The sequence below is a fragment of the Candidatus Thermodiscus eudorianus genome (assembly GCA_015521085.1).
Classification (GTDB): domain Archaea; phylum Thermoproteota; class Thermoprotei_A; order Sulfolobales; family Acidilobaceae; genus Thermodiscus; species Thermodiscus eudorianus.
This window is the reverse complement of record WAOW01000003.1, coordinates 48,952-66,602: the sequence shown is the minus strand read 5'-3', so window position 1 is coordinate 66,602 and position 17,651 is coordinate 48,952. Positions and strand designations below refer to the sequence as shown.

Sequence of the window (17,651 nt, the reverse complement as noted above, 5' to 3'; positions counted from 1 at the left end):
TCAGGTGAGTTTTTAGGATATCGGGTGCAACTCAACAAATCGTCTAGATGTGCGAGGGTTCAATACGAGCGATACCACGTGGTTTTAGACCGCTACGGGTGGTAGTGGATTTTAGGCGTTATTTTTTGACTTCTCTGACTTCGCCTGTGTCGACGAAGACAATCTTCTTACACTTCAACTCTTTCACGAGCTCCTCGACACGCGACTTGTCGACCTTGATAGTGTAGAGCACTCTCCTGGTCCGAGCCTTTATCTTGGCTACATCGCCCTTCCTGGCCTGTTTAACCCTGCACTCGATGGCCCTACCGCTTATCTCGACGAACTCCTTCCAGTCCTTGATCTCGACCGGCACCTCGTGCACCCCCTCTAGAGTGCGCTGGAGACCCTGTATTAAAACTCTCGCAGGCTGGGTCTAGCGATTAATTGTATTCTAATACAGGCTTATTTACAGGGAATTATCCCCCAGTCCCTGTCGAGGCCTGGTGTAGATGGTGAAGCGGCTGATTGCAATCGTGATAGCGTTACTGGCCCTATCCCCTCTATCCCTGACTACAGGGGCCGACGGCGTTGATGGCTGGGAGGGTCCCTCCAGCCAGGACCATATCTCATGGACTAACCGCCTGCCAGCCTATGTGTCAAGCACCATACTAGACGCCCTATACCCGACGAGCCTAGAAGGCCTAACCAGTATCCCATCCATACTATCGAGGCCTCCCGCGGGCTCCCCAGTGGAGTCCCCCGAGACGGTGTTTGGGAGGAACGTAAAGGTCAGCGTTGACTATAACGGGTTCCTGGAGAGCGAGCCAAGCATCGCAGTGAACCCACACAATACTAGTAACGTTGTCGTCGCACTCCACCAGGAGAACGCCTTCTCCCAGGACCAGCTCAGGGTGGGCATAGGCATATACTACTCCACCGACGGAGGCGCCAACTGGACTGGCCCACGGCTAGCGCCCCCAGGCGATCAGAGGAATGACCAGGTTTTGAGCGATCCAGCCCTGGCCTCAGGGCCCAGCGGGACCTTCTACCTAGCATACCTCTCGGTGGGCGAGAGGCCACTCCCAGCCCCCTTCAACAACAGCGAGGTCCTCGCGAGCACTATAATGCTCGGAGTTTCCCATGACGGGGGAGCTACGTGGGACTTCAAGCCAGCGGTGGAGCCCTTCGACTACATCGACATTACCAGGCTTATCAGCGTGAAACACGTCATACCACGGGTCATACTACTCGACAAGGAGTACATAGCTGCTGGCAAGTCCCCCGTGACGGGGGACGACATGCTGGTCATAAGCTACACGGAGTTCATCATAGGATTCGACACCGCTAACAACCACGCGTTCCAGAATATCACGATTAAGGCCCTAGTATCCCACGACGGGGGACGCTCGTGGAAGGGACCATACAGTATAAGCCCGACTATAACGATAACCGACGAGGACAGCTCGCTTCACATAGTCCAGGGCTCGTACCCCGCCATAGCACCCAACGGCACCATATACATAGCCTACTACGACAGCTCCCGGGACGGGCCATTCAACGGATCAGCGAGTGTAATGCTCTCAAGGTCCGACGATGGCGGCCTCCACTGGTCCAAGCCCATCGAGGTGGCCAGGATTGCGCACGAGCTCCAATACTATTATACCATCAACATAGGCGAAGCAGGGATCCCAGTGTTCAGGTGGTGGTCCTCGATGTTCCCGGTCATATCGGCGTCTTCTAATGGCACTGTCTACATAGCATACTCGGGCGACCCAGACGGCGGGGGGTGCGACCCAGCGGACGTCTACCTACTCTACTCCAGCGACTATGGCGAGACTTGGAGGGGGCCGGTTAGGGTTAACGATGATCCACGCGGCTCCTGCAACGCACAGTTCTTCCCATGGATCTCAACCGGTCCCGGGGGCAAGGCCCATGTCGCCTGGGCCGATACTAGGCTTGCACCAGGCCGGGTCGGCTTCGACATATACTATGCCAGCGCCAACGGGGCAAACGTGTCGAGGAACATGAGGGTGACCGACTACACCAACCCAGCGTTCCCTGTAGAGTTCATGGGCGACTACATAAACCTAGCCGCCGCCAAGGAGAACGTCTACATAGCATGGACTGACACGAGGAGGAGCCTATACACCCCGGTTAACACGCCGCTAATAGGCCTCGGAGCCATAAACACGGACATATTCATCGCAGGCCTAGGCGAGAGACCCAGGGCCGAGATGGGCCTAGAGGCCACGAGTATACAGGCGGGTAGAACCACTCTACTAGCCGGAGAGGCAAGCGGGCTACCGGCATACGCCACGATGGCGGTGTTGCTGGATAACCTAACGATAGGCTATATAATGACGGACAGCCAAGGCCATAGTAGCTACACCATACCGGTCCCGGGGCTGGCCAGGGGCACGTATAGGCTCCAGCTAACCGGGGCCGTCAGCTACACGATATACGCGTCTGTCAGGCTCAATGTAACAGATGCCACGCTCGACGAGATAAACAGGGTCCGAGAGAAGATAGACGCGGTCGACTACAATATAACCAGGCAGGTAGTGACGATAAATAAAACACTAGGAGCCACAGGGGATGAGATAGAGGAGCTAAGAAGCAAGATAGAGGAGTTAAACAACTCGATAGCCAGCGTGCTTGGGGAGAGGATAGAGAAGCAGATACAGGATATAGACGCGAAGATCGACTCGATAAACCAGAGCATAGCCAGGCAGAAGGGTGGGGAGACGGGGACAGGCTCGCAGTCAACGACTATATTAGAGCTGATAACCATAGTGAATCTAATATTAATAATTATAATATTAGTGAGGATGAAATAGGCTCTGCCCGCATAACCATCAGGAAGGGCCCCCTATTTTATGATATTTTTAATCTAGTGTTTATATAATCGAGTCGGGGGAGGTACGGCTTGAGATACAACATACTCTTGGTCACAGGCGCGATACTACTCGCAACCGGCATCCTCACAGTTGGCGCCAGCGAGGTCCGCGTGGATATCGCGAGGACGACAGAGTACATCTACGTGCCCATCTACAACTTCAAACCACCAGGAAACTACACGATAAACACAACCAAGATAATCGACAGGCTAGCACAGTCGATAACCCTAAACGAGACACCCCGAAAGATGACGCGGGAGCTACAACCCCCAAGCTGCAACAAGGGAATCAGGGAGATCAATGTAAAGGCGGAGGGAGTAGCAGAGAAGGCCCACGGCTACATCCTAGTAAAGATCATAGCAGGATTCCCAGACGGGAGTAACACCACGATAGCAGACTACCACCTAGAGGTAAAACCACTACCAGCCCCAGAGGCGCCTGACACATCCACGGCGACGCCACTGGTGGTAAACGGCACAGTAACTGTTGGCTACGTATCGGTGCTCTCTCCAAGCGGCAGGGAAGACATCGTAATATACCCCATCAAAAGGGAACTCCCGCTAAACACGACCAAGCTCACACTACTATTCGATTCGAACCTCACTGGAGAACTCATGGCTGGAGTAGAGGTCAAGGAGGTGTGCATGAAGCCCTTCCACGCGGACAGCCCCTTCCTGATGCCGGCAGGCACAAGCGCCCAGAGGATAACCGTGCCGTCAACGGTGAAGATCGATACCAGCCGGCTAAGACTCGGGCTAGCCATAGCCCTAACCGGGAACCTGCTCTCCATACTAGGAATATACCAGGAGGTAGCCGGAAGCCGAGAGAAGGTATGACGATATCCCCTGACACTGTAGAGGCGGGGCTGGACTATACTACAACTCACGGGAGGCTGATACCGTGGGGCGCGCCTCGGAGTGTATAGCGTCTAAGCTCGCCGAGCTAGTCTCCAGGTCGGGTTTCAGCGAGTGTCTAGAGGAGGTCGCCCTATATGGGTCCCTCGTGAGGGGCGATTTCGATCCCAATATCAGTGACGTCGACGTCTTCCTGGTCGCCAGCGACGGGTGCCCGGTTACAGATGCCGTTGAGGAGGTCAAGAAGCTCTTAGTAGAAAGTGCGAGAAAATGCATTGGAGGCTTGCCGGTTCGCGGTGTCGATGTTGCCTGGTGCCTGGCAGAGGAGCTGGGATATGGTTGCCAGTATAAGTTCCTAACCCTGTATAGGGCGGACTTCGAGGAGAACCACATTATAGTATGGGGCAGAGCGCTTCACAAGAAGACGCCACGGCAAAGTTGGAGCGAGATCCTATGCAGGAGTCTAGAGAGGGTTAAAACGAGGCTCCGAGAATGGAGTGGAAAGCCGGAGCTCCTTCCAATAGCCGCTGGGGAGGCTGTCAAACTAGCTCTAGCGGCCTCCGGCTATAGGGGTCCCTGGACTAAGAAAGAGATCCTAAGGGAGCTAGAGGCCAGAGGCTGGGAGAGGGCTGTGGGGCTCTGGAGGAAGTATATGGAGGGTGGTCGGGTTGAGCCGGTAGAAGCTCTCCAGACCGCCCAGGAGGCTCTTCGCGTGGTTCGTAACTTTCTCGGCGACTGTAGCCGGTTAGTGGTCGATTGATTCCTAGGGGGTGACCCGTCTCTAGCATGTTTGTACGACAGTGGTCGATCGGTTCACGTACAAGATCTTATATACGCTCGTCTATAGACTATAAGGGTGGAGGCGAGCAATATGAGTATAGTACATGAGGCTAGATCCGGGGCATCTAGGGAGCCCCGTAGGAGGCTCACTATACACGTGAGCAAGACTGACGTAGAGGAGCTCGACTGGTACATAGCCAGTGTGACCGGGCTAGGCGCATAACCACCCTACCATCACAAAAGAGCCCCATTTTCCTCGCAACAACCAGAATATACAAGTCACATCTCTATACACGTCAATACACAGGCTTTATCAACCCCGGGGCCACGCCGGCCTGCCATGGCGTGTCTTAATACGGGGTATAGATGTCGACACAAACACCTACGGATCCAAACCTTTAATAGGTAACCCACATTATCAACTACGTGAACCCGGATCCAGAGGTGGTATGTGATGCCCTTCAAGGTAAGGATCGACCCAAGGGACACCTGCATCAGCGACATGGTCTGCGTATCGATATGCGGAGAAGTATTCGAGATGAACGACGAGGACGGGAAGAGCCAGATAGTAGAGCAGTACAGGGTAGCCCCAGACAACGTAGCAGAGGGAATCATACCCGACGACCTAAAAGACTGTGCACAGGAGGCAGCCGACAGCTGCCCGGTGAACATAATCCACGTAGAGCCAGCGTAGAGAGCCGAGCACTCCAGAGGGGAAGCCAGCCCCTCTATAGTATCCCCCATCCCACTTACTTTCTCCACTCCCCTCCCGCGATAGAAGCTTCTATAAGCGTTGGACCCACTCCTCCCTCCGGGGAGGGTAGCTGGATTGGAACTGGCATCATGGCGCCTGCTAGCCAGGACGATGAAGAATGCCGATGTGGTGGTCGAGGTAGTTGATATCAGGGACCCGATACACACGAGGAGTAGGAGAATAGAGCAGATGGCCGAGGCCATGGAGAAGGACATAGTCATTGTATTGAACAAGTCGGACCTAGTCCCCCGGAGCGTGGCCGAGAAGTGGGCTAGGATAATAGAGGGGCAGGGATACGATGTACTCTACATATCGGCTAGGCACAGGCTAGGAACTAGGGTCCTGAGGGGCTTCATAAAACACGTGGCACGGGTCAAGCCCTTCAGCGTGGTCGTGGTGGGCTACCCTAAGACCGGGAAGTCCAGTATAATAAACGCGTTGAGGGGCAGGAAGGGGGCCAGGACGAGCCCCATACCCGGGAGCCCGGGCTACACCAAGTCGCTCCAGCTACTCAAGATAGAGCCCGGCTTCTACATGATAGACACGCCTGGCGTGATACCGGTGGAGGGCGGCTGGCCGGAGGCCATAATCAGGGGGAGGAGCCCGGAGGAGCTGCCGGACCCGGTCCCGCCCGCTATGTCGCTGCTCGAAAGAGCCCTCAGGTATAATCCCAAGGCGGTCGTGGAGGCCTACGGGATCACTTCGAGGGACCCCATGGAGATTCTTGAGGAGCTCGCCAGGAAGAGGGGCTGGTTCTACAGGCTCTCCGGGGAGCCCCTGATCGAGGAGGCCGCTCGAACAGTCATCAGGGACTACCACAAGGCCAAGCTACTCTTCTACGTGCCCCCGGAAGAGTACATAGGCAGGGCGTAGAGACCGGATACCCGGGTTCATCCCATGCGCCGATGACGGCGCCGTCGCCCCGGGCGATACCCGTCTATCACAAGGGTGTGGTGGGCGTCTATATAGTCTACTCCGCCCCCAGGCTAGCATACCTTGCTCCCGGGCTCTACCGGCTCCGTGAGTGTTAGTAGGGCTGGCTTCTCGCCGCCCTCGCAGGGTGCAGCCAGTATCATGCCTTGGCTCTCCATGCCCATGAGCTTCTTTGGCTCTAGGTTAGCCACTACGATAACGTATTTGCCTATGAAGTCCTCTGGCTTGTACCACTTGGCTAGCCCCGCTATGACTTGCCTCTTCTCGCTGCCCAGGTCTACTATGAGCTTCAGCAGCTTCTTGGACCCCTTGACCCTCTCCGCCTCCACGACTTTCCCCACGCGGAGGTCTATCTTGGCGAAGTCCTCGTACTTGATAGTCTCGGCCATTTCCTCCACCCGGGCTCTTAGTGATGACACCCGGCATTATATAGGATTCTATGGCGGCTCGGGCCTCGGTTATCGTAATTTAATATATGTGGATCGGCTGGTATGGGGTACAGCGGTGGCGATAAGGTATTGGCTAGGACTAGTTGTCCGGAGAGAGCGGCCATCATAGGCGGGGGTTATGTGGGCCTGCACACGGCTGTACACCTAGCCAAGCACGGCATTGAGGTCAAGATAATCGACATCAACCCGAGGGTCGTCGAGGCAATCAATAGCGGGTCGAGGGAAAAGCTACACGTGAAAGACTACTATGTCCTAGAGAACTGGGACAAAGTCGCCGACAGTATAAGCGCCACGACCAGCTACAGGGACGCCAGGGGATACTCGCTCTACATAGTCGCCGTGCAGACCCCCCTCAGGGAAGGCAGGATAGACTACACGCCCCTGGAGAGCGCTGCCCGGTCACTCGCAGGGGTAATCAATAGGGGGTCCCTCATAGTATCCGAGACCACGATATACCCAGGCGGCACATGGACGCACCTAGGCAGTATAATAGCCAGGGAGACAGGCTACCGTGTCGAGGAGGACTACCTGCTAGCCCATGTGCCGGAAAGGATAAACCCGGGGTCAAGGGAGTGGACCATAGAGAAGATACCGAGGGTTGTAGGGGGCATGGGCCCTAGGAGCCTGGAGGCTGCTACAATCCTCTACAGGGACTGCCTCGGCATCGAGACGCACCCGGTAGGGGATATACGTGTAGCGGAGGCCTCCAAGCTATTGGAGAACACGTTCCGCTTCGTGAACATAGCCTATGTAAACGAGCTGAAAAGAGTCTTCGACGCCATGGGCATTGACGTGAGGGAGGTCGTAAAGGCGGCCTCCACGAAGCCCTTCGGCTACATGCCCTTCTACCCGGGGCCCTACATAGGAGGCCCATGCATCCCGAAGGACACCGTTATGATGAATGAAAGGGTGGACGGCTCACGCATACTATCGGTCGCGATAGAGTCGAACGAGGAACAACCCCTATACTATGCCAGGAAGATACACGGGATAGCCGCTGAGATGGGCGCCAGGAGGCTCCTATTCCTGGGCCTGGGCTACAAGCCAAACGCCTACACCTCCTCGCAGAGCCCTCCACTGAAGGTTGCCGAGAAGCTCAAGGAGGTGGATCCAGGCCTCGATATAGGGTTCTTCGACCCGTTGATAAGCGATCCGAGGAGCTTCGACTCGCTGGAGGAGGCTTTGGAGTGGGCCGACCTAGTCGTCAGGTGGGGGTATAAGGATTTGAAGCTGGAGAAACCGGTCATAGAGTTGGAGGAGCTCTAGATAATGGAGATACTGGTAACAGCGGCCCCAGGCGGGCACTCGGGCTACGCATACGCGCTAGGCTACTACGCTAGGATGAAGGGATTAACCCCCCACTTCCTAGTCCCAAAGGGCTACCCCTGGATAAGGGAGAAGCTATCCAGGCTAGGCGAGACAATCGAACACCCACTACCACGGAAGCCAGCGGAACCCCTATGGAGGACGATCCACAGGTGGCCGCTAGCACTCCTCTCATCCATGACAAGAGTCACGAGGAGCTACAAGGCGGTCATATCATGTGGAGCAAACTTCAGCATACCCCCCTCGATCGCCGGAAAGCTCAAGAGGCTGAAGCTATACAATGTAGAGAGCATAGTGAGGATCCTAGACACGGGGAAGACCCCGAGGCTACTCTACCACATAGCCGATAAGACCTTCCTACACTGGCCGGAGCAACTCAAAAACTACCCCAAGGGCCTGGTAGTCGGGCCAATATACGAGCCGCCAACCAGGGAGCCCTACGATGGAGGCTACATTCTCGTAACCGCTGGCACGCTGGGCAACAAGGAGCTATTCGACGCGGTGGTAGAGCTGGACCTGGAGAACGTGGTCATGCAGACCGGCCGGGTCGACCCGGAACCCTACAGGAGGCGGAGGCCCGGGTGGAGGTATGTAACGTACACGCCCGACTTCGACGAACTACTTGCCGGGGCTAGCATAGTGGTGACGCAGTTCCCCGGGATGACTAGTGCAACCGCGGCACTAGCCTATAGAAAGCCGGTCGTTCTAGTCCCGGCGAGGCACCTACACTTATCAGCGAGCCTGGAGAACGCCAGGATATACGCTGAGAAGATACACGCGGTGTACGTCGATAAAATCACTCCGGAGTCGCTGGAGGACGCCCTGGAGGAGGCGCGGGGCATAGAGCCCCCATCATACACTAACGGGGCCGAGAAGGCGGTAGAGCACGTGTACAACGATATAGCGCCTGGCTAGGCCTCCAAGCCCCACAGCATGGAACGCCCCCGCATATATAACCTGGAGGCGGTACACTAGGTCATGGTGGAGTCCTATTGCCTCCAGTAAAGATAACCATCCTAGTGGATAATTCGGCCCCGCTCCCTACACCTCTCATTGCAGAATACGGGTTCTCGGCGCTCGTGGAAGACGAGGGCACGGGTGTCAAGATACTATTCGACACGGGGACGAGTGGAGTAGCCCTGGAATACAACCTTGAGAAGCTCGGAGTCGACCCGGGGGAGATAGACTATGTAGTCCTCAGTCACAGACACTACGACCACACTGGGGGATTGAAGAAGTTCCTCAAAATGAGGAGTGGGAGGAAGATAACTGTGATAGCCCACGAGAGGCTCTTCGACCCGGCCTACGCCAGGATAAGGGCCCTGGGAGGGACCCTCAGGGACATTGGGATACCCTATACTCGAAGGGAGCTGGAAGACCTGGGAGCCCGCTTCCTACTAACCAGGAGCCCTGTAGAGATAACCGACGACATAATCGTCTCCGGGGAGATACCGAGGAAGTGGGGTCCAAGCCATTCGTGGGGGATGCTAAGGCTAGAAGAGGATTCACTGGTCGAGGATGATATGATGGATGACATGGCCCTCTACATTAGAACCGGCGACTCCCTCACCGTCCTGACCGGATGCGGCCACGCGGGGCTAGAGAACATAGTCGAGCACGGGCTTGAGGTCATGAAGGCCAGGAGGCTCCACGGCATAATAGGGGGCCTCCACCTGCTGGGAGCACCCCCGGAGAGGCCCCCAAAGGTGGTGGAATACCTGAAGTCGAAGAGCCCCAAGCTAGTCGCCGCCACACACTGTACCGGTCCTCTCATACAGGGGGCCCTGCTAGAGGCCCTCAGGGGCGCCTACAAACTGGCAGGGACGGGCACAGTGGTAAGGATAGAGTAGGCGAGGCCCATAACTATACCAGCCTCTTTTACCTTCTCCTCCTAGAGTAGCGGCTGTCCGCCGACTACCCTCTGGCTGGCGAGAGTTTTATATCGTATAGGGGCTCCAGATAACACTACACTCGGAGAACACGGTTAGGTGTGTAGGTAATTGGCTATCAACAACTACTTGGGCAGAGGCTCCTATAGATACTCATGCCCGAACTGTGGACTCTCCAACACCGAGTCCCGACTCGCCAGGGGCCTACCGTGTCCGAGGTGCATGCCCCAAGAGGTAGAGGGTAGCCTGGGCATCGTCGAGATAGAGGGGATCCTGCGTGGGAACGGCAGGCTCAAGCAGGGCTATAGGGAGCTAGCTAGCCTGGAGAGGAAGTCCGAGTCGCTGATAAGGTTCTTCGAGGAGGCCGTGGGCAACCCGGCCTGGGGGGCCCAGAGGACTTGGGCTAGGAGGGTTGTCCGGGGCGATAGCTTCTCTATAATAGCGCCTACTGGCGTCGGTAAGACCACCTTCGGGCTCGTGGCTAGCATATTCTTCGCCTGTCGCGAGGGCAGGAAGAGCTACCTAGTCTTCCCAACCACGACGCTCGTCGAGATGGCATATCGAAGACTCTTGGAGCTGGCTGACAGGGCTGGGTGCAGGGTAAGGGCCATAGCTATACACAGCAAGATGAAGAGGAAGGAGCGTAGCGAGGCGATGGAGGCCTACAAGTCCAGGGACTTCGACATACTCCTAACCACGGCGAGCTTCGCCAGGAAGTACTCCGAGGACCTCTCCGAGAACAGGTTCAGGCTGGTATTCGTCGACGACGTAGACGCTGTGCTGAGGAGCGCCAGGAGCGTGGATGCGGTCCTCCGGATAGTAGGATTCACCGGCGAAGACATAGAGAACGGGCTCGAACTCCTAAGGCTCCAGAGACGCATCGCATACCTGAGATCAGAGGTGGCGAGACTCCAGTTGCAGGCCAGGCGCGAGGCCAGAACCCAGGAGAGGCTAGAACAGTTGAGGAGTCAACTCGCCAGCATCGAGGAGCAGGCCAAGAAGCTGGAGAACCTCTTGGAGAGGGCTAGGAGGAGGGCGTCGACCCTCATAGTCAGTAGCGCGACAGGCCGCCCTCGGGGGGCTAGGGTCAGGCTATTCAGGGTGCTCCTGGGCTTCGAGGCTGGCGGTAGGAGTGATATAGGGCTGAGGAGGGTAGTCGACTCCTACAAGCTCCCCGAGCGTGGCCTGTACGAGGAGGTTGTCGCCCTTGTGAGGGACTACTTCCGGGACGGGACCCTCGTGTACGTGCCAATAGACCACGGGATCGAGGGCGCCGAGAAGCTGGCTGAGATGCTGAGGGGCGAGGGTATCGCGGCCGAGGCCTTCCACTCCAAGAAGCCCCTAAGCCTCCTAGAGGACTTCGCCCGGGGAGAGGTCAATGTACTCGTTGGAGTGGCCAACTACTATGGCGTGCTGGTCAGGGGCCTGGACATGCCGGAGAGGGTTAAGTACGCGCTCTTCGCCGGCGTCCCCCGTCACAAGTTCACAGCCGACGTCGGCTACCCGTCGCCCTCAAGCATACTCAGGCTCCTGGGCCTCCTAGTCGATATACCAATAGAGGAGGTCGCCGGCGAGGCCAGGAAGCACCTGGCCGTGATGAGGAGGGTCACGAGGGCCCTTAGCCCCGCGGCCCTGCAGATGATCGCCGAGAGGGTGCTCCAGGGCGATGTCGAGGCTAGTGAGGCCACGAGGCTCGTGTGGGAGGCCTATAACTTCCTGAGGAACGCGTTGTCGGATCCGGAGGTTTGGAGGTATTTATCCGAGCGGAGGGATATCGAGGTCGTCTCCGAGGGCGGCGAGCACTACATACTGGTCGCTGACGCGGCCACGTACCTGCAGGCTAGTGGTAGGACGAGCAGGCTCTACGCGGGAGGGATAACCCTCGGGCTGAGCGTTGTAGTAGTTGACTACCCTAGGGTTATGGAGGGGCTTAGGAAGAGGACCTCCTGGATGGCCGATACCAGGTGGACGAGCTTCGACCAGCTAGACCTCGAAAAACTCATCAAAGAGATAGAGGAGGATAGACGCAGAGTGAAGAGGGTGCTCGGGGGAGAGGAGAAGCTAGGCGACCTGGTAAAGACGGCCGTGCTAATAGTGGAGTCACCAAACAAGGCCAGGACAATAGCATCCTTCTTCGGCCAGCCAAGCATAAGACTACTACCCGGGGGGCTCAGGGCCTACGAGGTCGCCACGGGAGACCTCATACTAACCGTGATAGCGAGCGGCGGCCACGTCTACGACCTGGCCACGGAGGAGAGGCTGGACGACCTCCCTCCAGGGGTAGAGGCTGGAGACTGGATATTCGGCGTCTACACTCTAAACAATGGTTCAGGGGGACCAAGGGAGTTCCACCCAGTCTATACCAGTATAAAGAGGTGCCTGGACTGCGGATACCAGTTCACCGAGGAGAGGACCACGTGCCCCGTCTGCGGGAGCAAGAACATCAAGGACTCCAGGATCGTCATAGAAGACCTGCGGAGGCTAGCCTGGGAGGCCGACATGGTCCTGATAGGCACAGACCCCGACACTGAGGGAGAGAAGATAGGATGGGACGTCTCCCTACTGGTAAAGCCCTATTCCAGGGGCATAATGAGGCTGGAGTTCCACGAGGTCACCAGGAGAGCCATACAACAAGCCCTCAGGGAGCTGAGAGAATTCAACCAGTCGCTCGTCGACGCGCAGATAGTTAGGAGGGCAGAAGACCGGTGGATAGGATTCACGCTATCACCCCTCTTATGGTGCCACTTCTGGCCCAAGGTGTACTGTCCACAGCTAGAGTATCTCCCGAGGAAGGGCCGCTTCATACGCAACGAGGAGGAAAGGTGTAAGAGGTATAGGTACTACTATAACTTGAGCGCTGGCCGCGTCCAGACCCCGGTCCTGGGCTGGATCATAGAGAGGGTCGAGGAGGCCAAGGAGAAGGTCAACGAGTACCGGCTAATCCTAGATTCAACAAGGATATACTTCACCGAGCTAGACCTTCTCGGCGAGGCCCACAGGCTCAGGGAGTTCTTCAAGAAGACGAAGACCGTAGATGTCGACCTCGAAATAACCCTGGTCGAGGAGAGAATCGAGGAATCGCCCCCACCCCCGCCGTACACGACCGACACGCTGATAGCAGACGCCAATAGGTACCTCGGCCTCGGAGCCCCGGAGACCATGAGGCTCGCCCAGAACCTCTTCGAGCTGGGACTAATCACCTACCACAGAACCGACTCCACGAGGGTGAGCGAGAGGGGGATCCAGATAGCCAGGGAGTGGCTGCGGGAGGCCTACGGCGACATGGGGGAGAAGCTCTTCAAGCCAAGGAGATGGGGGGCCGGAGGCGCCCATGAGGCGATAAGGCCCACCAGGCCCATAGATGCCGAGACGCTGCGCGGCCTGATAGAGGAGGGCGTTATAACTGTTGCAACCAGGCTAACCAACGCCCACTTCCGGCTCTACGACTTGATATTCAGGAGGTTTATAGCGAGCCAGATGCGGGGGGCCTCGCTGAGGAGGGCCAGGTATAGGGTAGAGATACTCGGGTCCGACTCCTACCTGGAGCTGGAGAGGATCGTAGAGGTCGGAGTTGGAGGGGGCGACGAGGCGAGGGGCTACACGCTGGTATGGCCCTATGTCAGGGAGCAGCCGCCACTGCCCCTGGGCAAGGTCGCGGCGGTGCTGGAGTTCGTGAGGAAGAGGAGCAAGGTCCCCCTCTACACCCAGGGAGACGTTATACAGTTGATGAAGGAGCGGGGCATAGGCAGGCCCAGCACGTATGCCAAGATCATAGAGACGTTGTTCAAGAGGAAGTACATCATGCGGGCCCCCGAGGACAGGTTGATCGCCACTGTGAGGGGCAGGGCGGTATACGACTACCTGACTAGGGGGGTCGTGGAGGAGCCCAGTGGCCTAGAGAAGCTCGTAGATTACAGGTATCTCAGGCGGATACCGGTGCTGGTCTCGGAGGAGAGGACGAGGATCCTCCAGGAGAAGATGGATCAGATAGAGGAGGGTGTCGCTCGAAGAATAGATATAATGAGCGAGGTATACTCTGAGATAGAGGGGATCGCCCGTCCAATAGCGTCGGCGTATCGAGAGGATTCTGGAGTGATCGCAGAGTGCCTTCAAGCGTACAAGAGGAGTAGGGGGTCGATTAAGCGATGACGGGAGAGCTACACATAGCAGTACTGCACGGATCCGTCAAGGCCGCCAAGGGAGGGCCCAGTTACTCCCACAACATCCATAGGTTCGTGAACCTAGTCACGAACTTTCTAGAGGAGGCTAAGGCCAACAACAACCCCATCCACCTGATAGTCTCCCACGCCTTCCCAGCCACAGGGAACATACCCGAGTATATCAGGGATAAGGAGAGGGCTAAGAGCAGGATAAAGTACAGGTCGACCACGCTGAACCTGAAGACGATGGGCCAGAGCAGCCCCGTCAGGCTCCTCAGGAAGGTCGCCATAAACCACAACGTCAACATACTCTACGGCCCCCTCTACGAGGTCGCAGGGCCGAGGAACTATGAGACCACCGTCCTAATCAAGCCCGACGGGGGCATCGAGAAATATAGGAAGATAACTCTCACGCCGGTCGAGGAGAGCCTGGGGCTCACATGCGGCAAGACCCCTGGGGTGTTTGACCTAGTCGATTACAGTGGTAATGGGATTGGCAGGATCGGGGTCTTCATAGACGAGGACATGTTCAACCCCCTGATATTCAAGGCCTTCGAGATGTCCAAGGTCGATATAGTCATCGGCCACGCAATGCCCTACACCAGCAGATACCTCCCACAGCCCAAGAAAGAGGGATACGTTGTCACCATGAAGCACTGCCTGGTAGACAAGATCCTCACAGCCAGGTCCATGGACGCCGGGAGCCCCCTAGTCCTGGTGGGGGGCGTCCTGAACGTATATACCAGTAGTAGGAGGCTCGTCGAGAAGCACTGGATGCCCACGACCATAGTCGACCCGGAGGACCCGGAGAACGACGTGTGCTTGAGCCCAGCCACGGCGAAGTCGACGTCGAGGCCCTTCCTTACGGCTGAGGACGTGGATAAGTTTAAGAGGGTGATAGTGGAGTTGGGCGATGACAAGGTGTACTCTGGAGGTGACTGTGAGAGGGCGCATAAGTGGTTTAAGAAGATATGTAGTTCTAAGTGATCTTCACCTATAAACCACAATATTTTATTTGACCGCGGAGACACTATCATACGGTGATTAGTATGCCTCATGCAGAGGAATTTCCTGTAGTCTCCCTCATAACCAAGCAGCCCATAGTGATGAAGCCCGAGGACACCGTGGATAAGGCGGTCAGCAAGATGGCTGAGGAGAACGTGGGCAGCGTTATCATTGTCGACGACAAGCTGAAGCCTATAGGCATCTTCACAGAGCGAGACCTCCTGATCAAGGTGTGCGCTAAGGGCCTAGACCCTAGCAGAGTCAAGCTAGGGGACGTCATGACTAGGAGGCTGGTGACTATAAAGGAGTCCGAGCCAGCTAGGAGGGCTTTGGAGACGATGCTCCACTTCGGGTTCAGGCACTTGCCGGTAGTCGATAGTAGTGGTAGGCTCGTGGGCGTCATTAGCATAAAGGATGTTAGCAGGCCCTTCGTCGGAGAGGTTGATGTGGAGGAGCTCCACTCCGCCGGCTAGAGCGCGGGGGATCTTTAACACTGTTAAACTTTAAATTTCTCCCAAGCCACTACTATACCCGGGGATAACTGTGAGCTTAGGAGTATCCAAGAGAAGGGTACAGCGACTAGGCGGTTCAAGCCTCATAATAACGCTGCCGAAGATATGGGCTAGGAAGGTGGGTATAGGCATAGGAGACGAGGTAGTCGTAGTAGACGAGGGGAACCAGCTCAAGATACTCCCACCGAGCTCCGAGCTAGTCAAGAACATGGGCAGCCTCACGGTCAAGCTCTCAAGCTACCTAAAGGAGCTGGACCCGCAGGAGCTGGCTAGGTGCGCATTCGTAGCAGGCTATGACAGGCTCATCATCGAGCTCCCCAGGTCAAACGGGGTGGACCCGGAGGAGATCCTCGAAGGACTCAGGAAGAGCGACTACGTATTAGAGGCGGTCCAGGTAATGAACGTGATCGAGGCCCAGTTACTCTCAGCTAAGGACGCCAACAGGAAGTTCCTAAAGCTGATAGCAAACATACTATACAATATAACAGACGGCCTCGCAAGCGGGAAGACAACGCTCGAAGAAGCCTACAGGGAGTACGAGAAGGCCAGGATGATAACGGACATAGTGGCTAGGAGCGTCTTCAGGAACAAGGTGGTAACCTGCAGCGGCGAGAACGTGAACCCGATGACAGTCGGGATAATGTACACGGTGCTCGGGAACTTCGAGACTCTGATGAGGGAGGTCGCGAACTCCCCGGAGGATGCCGGCGAGACCGCTAGAGAGGTGGCGACGCTGCTAGTACTTGTAGCCTCGGCAGTCGCCAACACGAGCGGTAAGAGACTCCTAGAGGTCGAAGAGAAGGTGGACGAGCTAATGGAGAAGTACAGGAGCCGGAACGATAGAGTAGCTGGAATCGCGAGCGCCCTACTCTCCACCATAAGGGAGCTGGCCAAGACGGCCCTATGCTTCACGACAACACAGAACCAGAACAAGGGCTAGACGCTATCTAGCCTCATACAGGGAATCAGAAATATATAAAATAGGCCTCACACTGACTCCTGCCCGGTGTAACCCAACTGGCATGGGACTGTCTGAGGCGTGCAGGACACTGTCTGATAGGCAAGGGCCAGCAGGAGCTACGTAAGATAACCAGGGAGCACTCGCTCTTCACCAGGATAAAACGCGACATAGAGGAGAACGGATACACCAGCCACTCCTGGCAGTATATAAAGCGGAGGCTCGCGGAGCCACTGGTAGAGTGTATAGTGGATATAGCCAGGGAGTGCATAGGCAGTTGTATAAAGTCGATATACCTGGCGGATCTGACGGGCGGAGAGCACAGCTATATAACGGGGCATGGCGGGAAAGACCTTGACGTGATCCTCTACGCCCCGGGGTGCAGGGAGCTAGACGGTAGCTCGGAGGAGGCGCTAGAACGGGCCTTGGACGAGGCGGCTAGGATAATAATCTCTGAGGTGTTCGGCTTCGACCCTATCGAGAAGCTCGGCATCCCTAACGTGATCGAGATACACGTAGTCAGGAGCAAGGAGGACGCTCCCTACTGGAACATGATATTCTCCAGGTTCTCCCGGCTGATCAAGGTCTGGGACGAGGAGAAGGGCCTCATATCAGCCTGAAGGACAGGCGTTCCTCCGATTTCTTAGGCCACAGCCGTATGGCGGGGGAGTACTTGCTACGTATCAATACGCCGTAGCCCAGGGAGTAGTCTGTTATGACGTGGACCTCCAGTAGCTCTGTTTTGCCGCTCATCGAGACGTACCATGCTACTGCCTCCTTTAGTATGGGGTTTAGAGACCTCTCCAGGGCCATCTTTATGTCGTTTTCGAGCCCGGAGACCTTGTCGGCTACCTTTACTATTAGGTCTACGTCCCTGCCCTCGTAGGTGTATACAACCTCTCCCCCGGCTAGGTCTACATAGTATATCTCCTCGACTATATCCTCTCCGAGCAGCTCGACTATGCACTCGGCTATAGCCTCGGCTATCTTCGACTTGAGCCGGGGGATCCATCTATCATTGAAGCTCTTCCCCTCCAGCCTCTCACGGCACTCCATAGCGCGCAGCTCTATCGTACCTACTATGTCGGTCATGGAAAAGGCACCGTGGGCAGCTATACCCACCGGTATAGTAGTCAAGCAGTTCTTTAATAGGTG

Annotated in this window: 16 protein-coding genes; 13 read left to right on the top strand and 3 right to left on the bottom strand. The window is 56.5% G+C overall.

Annotated features, from left to right (window positions below; translation table 11 throughout):
* Nucleotides 1–118: 118 nt before the first annotated feature.
* On the bottom strand, nt 119–352 hold the full coding sequence (locus F7C38_01405; protein ID MCE4600210.1) for a 60S ribosomal protein L38: 234 nt from the start codon (nt 350–352) through the stop codon (nt 119–121).
* A gap of 139 nt (nt 353–491) precedes the next feature.
* Between F7C38_01405 and F7C38_01400 the strand changes: the two genes are divergently transcribed.
* The 5 genes from F7C38_01400 (at nt 492) to rsgA (ending at nt 6,137) form a co-directional block, all read left to right on the top strand.
* On the top strand, nt 492–2,816 hold the full coding sequence (locus F7C38_01400; GenBank protein ID MCE4600209.1) for a hypothetical protein: 2,325 nt from the start codon (nt 492–494) through the stop codon (nt 2,814–2,816).
* A gap of 89 nt (nt 2,817–2,905) precedes the next feature.
* Nucleotides 2,906–3,712: a hypothetical protein gene (locus F7C38_01395; protein MCE4600208.1), complete on the top strand. Its 807-nt coding sequence runs from the start codon at nt 2,906–2,908 to the stop codon at nt 3,710–3,712.
* A gap of 64 nt (nt 3,713–3,776) precedes the next feature.
* Nucleotides 3,777–4,490, top strand: a complete 714-nt coding sequence (locus F7C38_01390; GenBank protein ID MCE4600207.1) for a nucleotidyltransferase domain-containing protein — start codon at nt 3,777–3,779, stop codon at nt 4,488–4,490.
* Nucleotides 4,491–4,961: 471 nt separating this feature from the next.
* A complete protein-coding gene (locus F7C38_01385; GenBank protein MCE4600206.1) occupies nt 4,962–5,204 on the top strand; it encodes a ferredoxin in 243 nt (80 codons plus the stop codon).
* 135 nt (nt 5,205–5,339) lie between these two features.
* Complete coding sequence (rsgA, locus tag F7C38_01380) at nt 5,340–6,137, top strand: GTPase RsgA (GenBank protein MCE4600205.1); 798 nt, start codon at nt 5,340–5,342, stop codon at nt 6,135–6,137.
* Between the two features lie 113 nt (nt 6,138–6,250).
* Here rsgA and metG read toward each other — a convergent pair whose 3' ends face one another.
* Nucleotides 6,251–6,586, bottom strand: a complete 336-nt coding sequence (gene metG / locus F7C38_01375) for a methionine--tRNA ligase subunit beta (protein MCE4600204.1) — start codon at nt 6,584–6,586, stop codon at nt 6,251–6,253.
* Between the two features lie 129 nt (nt 6,587–6,715).
* Here metG and F7C38_01370 point away from each other — a divergent pair, with 129 nt between their 5' ends.
* The 8 genes from F7C38_01370 to F7C38_01335 all read left to right on the top strand — a co-directional run bounded on the left by F7C38_01370 (nt 6,716) and on the right by F7C38_01335 (nt 17,116).
* A complete protein-coding gene (locus F7C38_01370) occupies nt 6,716–7,912 on the top strand; it encodes a nucleotide sugar dehydrogenase (protein ID MCE4600203.1) in 1,197 nt (398 codons plus the stop codon).
* Between the two features lie 3 nt (nt 7,913–7,915).
* Nucleotides 7,916–8,887, top strand: coding sequence for a polysaccharide biosynthesis protein (locus F7C38_01365; protein ID MCE4600202.1), 972 nt, complete (start codon nt 7,916–7,918; stop codon nt 8,885–8,887).
* Nucleotides 8,888–8,964: 77 nt separating this feature from the next.
* On the top strand, nt 8,965–9,822 hold the full coding sequence (locus F7C38_01360; GenBank protein ID MCE4600201.1) for an MBL fold metallo-hydrolase: 858 nt from the start codon (nt 8,965–8,967) through the stop codon (nt 9,820–9,822).
* Between the two features lie 150 nt (nt 9,823–9,972).
* The gene (gene rgy / locus F7C38_01355) at nt 9,973–14,010 is read left to right on the top strand and encodes a reverse gyrase (protein MCE4600200.1); all 4,038 of its coding nucleotides are present in this window, start codon (nt 9,973–9,975) and stop codon (nt 14,008–14,010) included.
* Entirely contained in the window at nt 14,007–15,008 is a 1,002-nt protein-coding gene (locus tag F7C38_01350) for a carbon-nitrogen hydrolase family protein (GenBank protein ID MCE4600199.1), read from the top strand. Before rgy ends, F7C38_01350 begins: the two co-directional genes overlap by 4 nt.
* Before the next feature lie 62 nt (nt 15,009–15,070).
* Nucleotides 15,071–15,499 (top strand): CBS domain-containing protein, encoded by a 429-nt coding sequence (locus F7C38_01345; GenBank protein ID MCE4600198.1) that lies wholly within the window; start codon nt 15,071–15,073, stop codon nt 15,497–15,499.
* A gap of 70 nt (nt 15,500–15,569) precedes the next feature.
* Entirely contained in the window at nt 15,570–16,478 is a 909-nt protein-coding gene (locus F7C38_01340; GenBank protein MCE4600197.1) for an AbrB/MazE/SpoVT family DNA-binding domain-containing protein, read from the top strand.
* Between the two features lie 266 nt (nt 16,479–16,744).
* Nucleotides 16,745–17,116 carry a hypothetical protein gene (locus tag F7C38_01335; protein MCE4600196.1) on the top strand — a complete coding sequence of 124 codons (372 nt, stop codon included), beginning with the start codon at nt 16,745–16,747 and terminating at the stop codon, nt 17,114–17,116.
* Here F7C38_01335 and F7C38_01330 read toward each other — a convergent pair.
* Nucleotides 17,103–17,588, bottom strand: coding sequence for a hypothetical protein (locus F7C38_01330; protein ID MCE4600195.1), 486 nt, complete (start codon nt 17,586–17,588; stop codon nt 17,103–17,105). The genes F7C38_01335 and F7C38_01330 overlap by 14 nt on opposite strands.
* Nucleotides 17,589–17,651: the final 63 nt, after the last annotated feature.